This is a genomic window from Nonomuraea longispora, from assembly GCF_004348345.1.
Taxonomy (GTDB): Bacteria; Actinomycetota; Actinomycetes; order Streptosporangiales; family Streptosporangiaceae; genus Nonomuraea; species Nonomuraea longispora.
Genome location: NZ_SMJZ01000294.1, coordinates 1 through 7,920, shown reverse-complemented (window position 1 = coordinate 7,920; position 7,920 = coordinate 1). Strand labels below are relative to the sequence as shown.

The window sequence follows — 7,920 nt, the reverse complement described above, 5'->3', positions numbered from 1 at the left end:
CTGGCCGGCTGGCTGGCCGCCGAGCGGATCGATGCCGTGGTGGATGCGACGCATCCGTTCGCGGCGCGGATGTCGGCCTCCGCGGCCGAGGCTTCGGCACGGACCGGCGTGCCGCTGCTCGTCCTGCGTAGGCCGGGCTGGCGTGAGGGCCCGGGTGACGCCTGGCAGCGGGTCCCCTCCCTGGAAGAGGCGGCTGCCAGGCTGGCCGGCATGCCTGTGGAGCGGGTGTTCCTCACGACCGGCCGCCGGAGCCTGCCGGTCTTCACCGGGCTGTCCGGGGTGTGGCTGCTGGCCAGGTCGGTCGACCCGCCCGGCGCCCCCGTCCCGGCCAACGTGCACGTGCTGCTCGATCGCGGCCCGTACACGGTCGAGGGGGAGCGGGCCCTCATCCGGGAGCACCGGCTGGACGTGCTGGTCACCAAGGACAGCGGCGGTGAGATGACGGCCGCCAAGCTGGCGGCGGCGCGCGAGCTCGCGCTGCCAGTGATCATGGTGGACCGGCCGCCACCACCCCCGGGCGTCCGGGTGGTGGACGCCGTGGCCGTGGCGGCCGCCTGGGCTCAGGGGTAGCGGCGGGGGGTGTAGACGACGCCGCGATCCGTGACACGGGTCGTCGAGGAGCCGATGATCAGCAGACAGCGCATGTCGACCTGAGAGGGATCGAACTCACCGAGCGTGGTGACGGCGACGCTCTCCTGCTCGCCGCCGACGTTGCGGCCGATCACCACCGGGGTGGCGGTGTCACGGTGCTCCAGCAGCAGGTCACGGGCCGCGCCGAGCTGCCAGGTACGGCTGCGCGAGGCCGGATTGTAGATCGCCAGCACCAGATCCGCCCGAGCCGCGGCCGACAGCCGCTCGGCCACCACCTCCCACGGCTTGAGCAGGTCCGACAGCGACAGCACGCAGTAGTCATGGCCCAGGGGGGCGCCGACCCTGCTGGCCACCGCCTGCGCGGCGGTCAGCCCGGGGACGACCCGCACCGGCACGTCGGGGAAGTCGCCCGCCGCTTCGAGGACCGCGCTCGCCATGGCGAACACGCCGGGATCGCCAGAGGACACCACGGCCACCCGCGCCCCTTCGCGGGCCAGCTCCAACGCGTGCCTGGCCCGTTCGGCCTCCACCCGGTTGTCGGTACGGTGGCGGCGCTGGCGCGGGTTCGGCGCCACCCGGTCCACGTACGGGCCGTAGCCGACCAGGTCCGTCGCCACCGCCAGCGCCTCCTGCGCCTCCGGCGTGAGCCACGCCCGCCCGGCCGGGCCGAGGCCGACCACGGTCACCTCGCCCCGTCCCTCGGTCGCCGCCGGCTCGGGTACGAAGGTCCGCTCCGCCGGGCTGGCCAGCAGGGCCAGGGAGAAGTACGGCACACCGTCCGCGTCGACGTCCTTGAGCGGCGCGACCCGCTCGGCGTCCATGGTGGCGCGCTCGACGTACCAGGCCTCGTCGAGACGCCCGGCCTCGGCCAGGGCGTCGCGGACCTTCGTGAACGTCCGGCCCAGCTTGAGCACCGCGGCGGAGTCGGTGCCGCGCAGCCGCTCCGCCAGCTCCCCGGCAGGCAGCGTGCCCGGCAGCACGGTGAGCACCTCGTCGCGCTCCACCAGCGGACGGCCCAGCACGGCGGAGGCCGCGCTGACGGACGTGACCCCGGGCACCACCTCCGTCGGGTAGCGGTGGGCGAGCCGCTTGTGCATGTGCATGTAGGAGCCGTAGAACAGCGGGTCGCCCTCAGCCAGCACGACCACGGTGCGGCCGGCCTCCAGGTGCGCGGCCAGCCGTTCGGCGCAGTCGGCGTAGAAGTCGTCGAGCGCGCCCTGGTAGCCGCCGGGATGGTCGGTCGTCTCCGTGGTCAGTGGGTAGAGGAGAAGCTCCTCGATCTGCCCTTCCTTCATGTACGGCAGCGCGATCGAGCGGGCGATGCTGCGTCCGTGCCGGGCCGCGTGGTAGGCGATCACGTCCGCCTCGCCGATCAGCCTGGCGGTCTTGACCGTGACCAGCTCAGGGTCGCCGGGGCCGAGGCCGACTCCGTACAGCCGTCCCGTCATCGCGCTCACTCCGTCTCGCTCGCGAGGGCGTTGACCGCCGCCGCCGTCATCGCACTGCCGCCGCGACGGCCGTGCACCACCAGGTGGTCCAGGTCGCTTTCCACCAGCGCTCGCTTGGACTCGGCCGCGCCGATGAACCCCACGGGGATGCCGAGCACCGCCGCGGGCCTGCCCGCGCCCTCGGCGACCAGCTCCAGCAGGCGGAACAGGGCGGTGGGCGCGTTGCCGATCGCCACCACCGCGCCGTCGAGACGGTCGCGCCAGAGTTCGAGGGCGGCGGCGCTGCGGGTGGTGCCGAGTCGTTCGGCCAGCTCGGGCACACCGGGCTCGCCCAGCGTGCAGAGCACCTCGTTGGCGGCGGGCAGCCTGCGCCTGGTCACGCCCGAGGCGACCATCATGGCGTCGCACAGCACGGGCGCGCCACGGCGCAGCGCCTCCCTGGCCCGGACGACCACGGCGGGTGACCAGCCGAGGTCGGCGACCAGGTCGGTCATCCCGCAGGCGTGGATCATCCGCACCGCCACCTGCGCGACCTCGGGCGGCATGCGGGTGAGGTCGGTCTCGGCGCGGATGGTGGCGAACGACTGCCGGTAGATCTCGGCGCCGTCGCGGATGTAGTCGCTCACTGCTGCCTTTCCTGGTAACCGTCTTCGGTGGCGATCATCTGGATGACTCGGCCGCGTGGGAGTCCGCAGCGGCGCTCGCAGCCGGCCCAGTGCACGGGCGTGGGCGGAGCGGCGTCCAGGCTGTTCACCCAGCGCCGGGCGTCGGCCTGGACGTCCGCCAGCGATTTGGCGCAGCCCGGACGGCCGGTGCAGGCGGTGACGCCGGCCCATGGCGACGCCGGGTCGACGACGAGCCCGGCCTCCTCGATCGTGCTCGCCGCGCGATCCGCTTTTCCGGGGGACAGGTCCAGCAGTACGGCGGTCCGCCAGGGAGTGAGCCGCACCGCGGTTCCGCCGTCCGCGAGAGCCACAGCCTGGGCGGGCGTCAAGCGGCCGAGCGGAACCAGGGCTTCCAGCGCGATCCGGCCGTCCCGCTGGGCGATGTGTCCGGCGCGTGAATCGCGCACAACCGGTGCGGCCTGACTGGTTGCCTCGTGCAAGCCGCCGGGGTCATGAGGCGGCTCGGCTGTCAGACCGTTCAGGCGAGTGGCGACCCGCTGGGGGCCGTCCTTCAGTTCGTGGATCCGCCATGCGGGGGCCCGGCCTTCGGCCTGCGAGGCCCGCTCGTCGAGGAACGCCCCGGCCGCGGCGAGCATCAGAGGAATCGCGGAGTCCGGGCGCGCGGCGAGCCCGCTGTCCGAGCCCGCCAGCAGCAATCGCCCCTCGCGCGCGCTCACGGCTGCGAACGTGACGTCCCCGCCGAGCCCGGTCACGTCTCCCGTGCCGTCGTCGAGCGCGAACAAGAACCGTCCAGGCAACTCGGCAAGGCCCGCACGTGAGCACAGCGCCTGGTCGAGGGCATCCACCATCGGTTGCGTGTCGAGCAACCCTCCGGAGCCCCGCCCGCTCAACGGCGATCCGACGATGTTGCGGACCCGTTCGTGCGCGGTGGACGGCAGCAGGCCCGCCGCCGCGATCCGCCCGGCGAAAGCGGACGCCGAGCGCAGTCCACGTACCTGCACGTTAGCGCGCGAGGTGAGCTCGATCACCCCCGAGCCGAGTTCGTCCGCGCAGGCCGCGATCTCACGGAGCTGGGCAGGGGTCACGGCGCCGCCGGGCAGGCGGACGCGGGCCAGCGGGCCGTCGGCGGCCTCGTGCACCTGTAGCGCTCCCGGACAGGCGTCAGGGCGTACCCGTCCGGAAAAGTCGGCTATGGACACGAAGAGGATGGTAACGCCACTTCTGGCGAGGGTGGCTCCTGTCGTAGGCTCCCGGGTAGGCGATGGCAAAGGGAGGAAGCCGGTGCGAAACCGGCGCGGTCCCGCCACTGTGACCGGGGAGCGAACCCCACCACAGGCCACTACCCGGCGACGGGTGGGAAGGCCGGGGTGAGCGCTGATCCGGGAGCCAGGAGACTCCTGCCGTCGCGACACCCGCGACCGGGGCGAGGACCCCGAGGGAGGATGCGCCGTGCCTGGCGACAGCCATACCGTTCTGCTGCTCTCGACCTCCGACACAGACCTGCTGAGCGCCCGGGCCAGCGGCACGGCCTACCGATGGGGCAACCCCGCCAGGCTGGCGGCCGACGATCTGCCGGAGCTGCTGGAAGGCGTCGATCTGGTCATCGTCCGCCTGCTGGGCGGACGCAGGGCCTGGGAAGAGGGCCTGGACGCGCTGCTGGCGCAGCCGCGCCCGGTCGTGGTCCTCGGCGGGGAGCAAGCCCCGGACGCCGAGCTGATGGAGCTGTCCACGGTCACCGGCGGCGTCTGCGCCGAAGCACACGCCTACCTCGCCCAGGGCGGACCGGCGAACCTGGCCGAGCTGCACGCGTTCCTGTCGGACACCGTCCTGCTGACGGGGCACGGGTTCGCGCCGCCCGCACCGGCGCCCTCCTGGGGACGGCTGGAACGCGAGACCGGTTCCCGGAGTGGACCGGTGGTGGGCGTGCTGTACTACCGCGCGCACCACATGGCCGGCAACACCGCTTTCGTCGAGACGCTCTGCGCGGCCATCGAGGCAGCGGGCGGCCAGGCGCTGCCGGTCTACTGCTCCTCGCTGCGCACGGCGGAGCCCGAGCTGCTCGCCACGCTGGACGCGGCCGACGCGTTGGTGGTGACCGTGCTCGCGGCGGGCGGCTCCCGCCCGGCCACGGCGGGCGCCGGGGGTGACGACGAAGCGTGGGACGTCGGCGCGCTCGCCGCGCTGGACGTGCCGATCCTGCAGGGACTCTGCCTGACCACCTCGAAGCAGGCGTGGGAGGACAACGACGACGGGCTCTCGCCGCTCGACGCGGCCTCGCAGGTGGCGATCCCGGAGTTCGACGGGCGGATCATCACGGTGCCGTTCTCGTTCAAGGAGATCGACCAGGACGGGCTCACCGTCTACGCCGCCGACGCCGAGCGGGCCGCCCGGGTGGCGGGCATCGCCGTACGGCACGGCCTGCTTCGGCACACCCCTCCCGCCGAGCGCCGTCTGGTCGTGATGCTGTCGGCGTACCCCACCAAGCACTCCCGGGTGGGCAATGCCGTAGGCCTGGACACGCCGGTCAGCACCGTGCGGCTGCTGGCCCGGCTGGCCGAGGCGGGCTACGACCTGGGCGACGGCTTTCCCGGGGTGGCCGAGCAGGACGGCGACGCGCTCATCCACGCGCTCATCGCCGCCGGCGGCCAGGACCAGGACTGGCTGACCGAGAAGCACCTCGCGGGCAACCCGGTACGCATCTCCGCCGCCTCCTACGAGCGCTGGTACCGGACCCTGCCCGCGGAGTTGCGGGCCGGCATGGAACGGCACTGGGGGCCGCCGCCGGGCGAGTTGTTCGTGCACGAAGGCGACATCGTGCTGGCCGCGCTGCGCGCCGGGAACGTGGTGGTGATGGTGCAGCCGCCGCGCGGGTTCGGCGAGAACCCGATCGCCATCTACCACGACCCCGATCTGCCTCCGAGCCACCACTACCTGGCCGCCTACCGCTGGCTCTCAGCCGACTTCGGCGCGCACGCGATGGTGCACGTGGGCAAGCACGGCAACCTGGAATGGCTGCCGGGCAAGTCGGCCGGCATGTCGGCCGCCTGCGGCACCGACGCCGCCATCGGCGACCTGCCGCTGATCTACCCGTTCCTGGTCAACGACCCGGGTGAGGGCACCCAGGCCAAGCGGCGGGCGCACGCGGTGCTGGTCGACCACATGGTGCCGCCGATGGCCCGCGCCGACACCTACGGTGACATCGCCCGGCTGGAACAGCTCCTCGACGAGCACGCCACCATCGCCGCCATGGACCCGGCCAAGCTGCCCGCCATCCGGGCGCAGATCTGGACGCTGATCCAGGCGGCCCGGCTCGACCACGACCTCGGACTGGCCGACCGGCCGCACGACAGCGAGTTCGACGACTTCATCCTGCACGTGGACGGGTGGCTGTGCGAGGTGAAGGACGCGCAGATCCGCGACGGCCTGCACGTGCTCGGGCAGGCGCCGACCGGCCAGGTCCGGGTGAATCTGGTGCTGGCCATGCTGCGCGCCCGACAGATGTGGTCAGGCCGGGAGACGCTGCCCGGCCTGCGCGAGGCGCTCGGGCTGGCCGAGGACGGCACGGCCGCGCTGGGCGACGTGGACCGGGCCGAGGCCGTCGCCCGCGCGCTGATCGAGGAGATGGAGGAGCGCGGCTGGGCGCCGGACGCCGCGCCGGAGGTCGCCCGTGCGGCGCCGGCCAACAGGCTGGAGCTGGTCACCAGCATCCTGACGTTCGCCGCCACCGAGGTGGTGCCGCGCCTAGCCCGTACCACCGACGAACTCGACCACCTCCTGCACGCTCTGGACGGCGGCTACGTGCCCGCCGGGCCGAGCGGTTCGCCGATGCGCGGCCTGATCAACGTGCTGCCGACCGGCCGCAACTTCTACTCCGTCGATCCCCGGGCGGTCCCGAGCAGGCTGGCCTGGGAGACCGGGCAGGCGATGGCGGGCTCGCTGCTGGAGCGCTATCACGCCGACACGGGGGAGTGGCCGCGCTCCGTCGGCCTGTCCGTCTGGGGCACCAGCGCCATGCGCACGGCGGGTGACGACGTGGCCGAGGTGCTGGCCCTGCTCGGCATCCGCCCCGAATGGGACGAGGCGTCGCGCCGTGTCACGAGCCTGGAGCCCATCCCGCTCGCCGAGCTCGGCCGCCCCAGGATCGACGTGACGGTCCGTGTCAGCGGCTTCTTCCGCGACGCCTTCCCGCACGTGGTGGGCATGCTCGACGACGCCGTACGGCTGGCCGCCGGGTTGGACGAGCCGGACGAGGAGAACTACGTGCGCGCCCACGCCCGCCAGAGCGGCGGCGACGAGCGTCAGGCGACGATGCGCATCTTCGGCTCGGCGCCCGGCGCGTACGGGGCCGGGCTGCTGCCGCTCATCGACAGCCGCAACTGGCGCGACGACGCCGACCTGGCCGAGGTGTACGCGGCGTGGGGCGGCTTCGCCTACGGTCGCGACCTCGACGGCGTCGCCGCCCGCCCGCAGATGGAGGACGCCTACCGCCGGATCGCCGTGGCCGCCAAGAACGTCGACACCCGCGAGCACGACATCGCCGACTCCGACGACTACTTCCAGTACCACGGCGGCATGATCGCCACCGTCCGCGCGCTCACCGGCAGGGCCCCCGCCGCATACGTGGGCGACAGCACCCGCCCCGACGCCGTACGCACCCGCACCCTGTCGGAGGAGACCTCACGCATCTTCCGCGCCAGGGTGGTCAACCCCCGATGGCTGGCCGCGATGCGGCGGCACGGCTACAAGGGCGCCTTCGAGCTGGCCGCGACCGTCGACTACCTGTTCGGCTACGACGCCACCGCCGGCGTGATGGTCGACTGGATGTACGACAAGCTCACCGAGACGTACGTGCTGGACCCGGAGAACCGGGCGTTCATGGCCGAGTCGAACCCGTGGGCGCTGCACGGCATCGCCGAGCGGCTGCTCGAAGCCGCCGAGCGCGGCATGTGGGAGCACCCCGACCCGGACCTCCTGCGCGGCCTGCAGGAGGTCTACCTCAAGACCGAGGGTGACCTGGAGGACGACACGAGCCGCTGAGCCAGGCCGGGTGCTCCGGCCCAGTGCAGGTGCAGGTAGGACGCGGTCACGAGGGCGTCGCCGAACCCGTCGGCGCCGCCCTTCCAGCGGAACAGCGGCTCGCCCGGGAGGCCGACGACCGTGCGGTGGAACTCGTGGCCGCGGAAGCGCTCGCCCGCCCTCGTCAGCGGCGATCGCCCAAGCGCGACCGCGTCCCGATAGCCGAGCGTCAGCCGAGG

The 7,920-nt window shown here is 73.3% G+C and carries 5 protein-coding genes, 1 pseudogene and 1 riboswitch; of the genes and pseudogenes, 2 read left to right on the top strand and 4 right to left on the bottom strand.

Translation table 11 applies throughout. The features are described 5' to 3' along the window. The coding region (locus tag E1267_RS41090) for a cobalt-precorrin-6A reductase (protein ID WP_132341311.1) at nt 1–570 on the top strand (570 nt) is incomplete at its 5' end. Here E1267_RS41090 and E1267_RS41085 read toward each other — a convergent pair. Genes E1267_RS41085 through cobG form a run of 3 tightly spaced genes read right to left on the bottom strand, consistent with a single transcriptional unit; the run spans nt 561 to nt 3,864 of the window. Further along, nucleotides 561–2,039 (bottom strand): precorrin-2 C(20)-methyltransferase, encoded by a 1,479-nt coding sequence (locus tag E1267_RS41085; RefSeq protein WP_132341309.1) that lies wholly within the window; start codon nt 2,037–2,039, stop codon nt 561–563. The genes E1267_RS41090 and E1267_RS41085 overlap by 10 nt on opposite strands. A 5-nt stretch (nt 2,040–2,044) precedes the next feature. Beyond that, on the bottom strand, nt 2,045–2,665 hold the full coding sequence (locus E1267_RS41080) for a precorrin-8X methylmutase (RefSeq protein WP_132341307.1): 621 nt from the start codon (nt 2,663–2,665) through the stop codon (nt 2,045–2,047). After that, on the bottom strand, nt 2,662–3,864 hold the full coding sequence (gene cobG, locus E1267_RS41075) for a precorrin-3B synthase (protein WP_220449920.1): 1,203 nt from the start codon (nt 3,862–3,864) through the stop codon (nt 2,662–2,664). The genes E1267_RS41080 and cobG overlap by 4 nt, the downstream gene beginning before the upstream one ends. 12 nt (nt 3,865–3,876) lie before the next feature. Beyond that, nucleotides 3,877–4,084, top strand: a riboswitch (cobalamin riboswitch). Nucleotides 4,085–4,114: 30 nt separating this feature from the next. Here cobG and cobN point away from each other — a divergent pair. Next, nucleotides 4,115–7,702, top strand: a complete 3,588-nt coding sequence (cobN, locus tag E1267_RS41070) for a cobaltochelatase subunit CobN (protein ID WP_132341305.1) — start codon at nt 4,115–4,117, stop codon at nt 7,700–7,702. On the opposite strand, the pseudogene E1267_RS41065 reads toward cobN, so the two are convergent. After that, a pseudogene (locus E1267_RS41065) lies at nt 7,657–7,920 on the bottom strand (cobyrinate a,c-diamide synthase); the annotation flags it as partial. The gene cobN and the pseudogene E1267_RS41065 overlap by 46 nt on opposite strands.

Bases quoted from the DNA above. Each gene is read 5' to 3' on its own strand.
- E1267_RS41085 (WP_132341309.1), bottom strand. From the start codon at position 2,039: ATGACGGGACGGCTGTACGGAGTCGGCCTCGGCCCCGGCGACCCTGAG.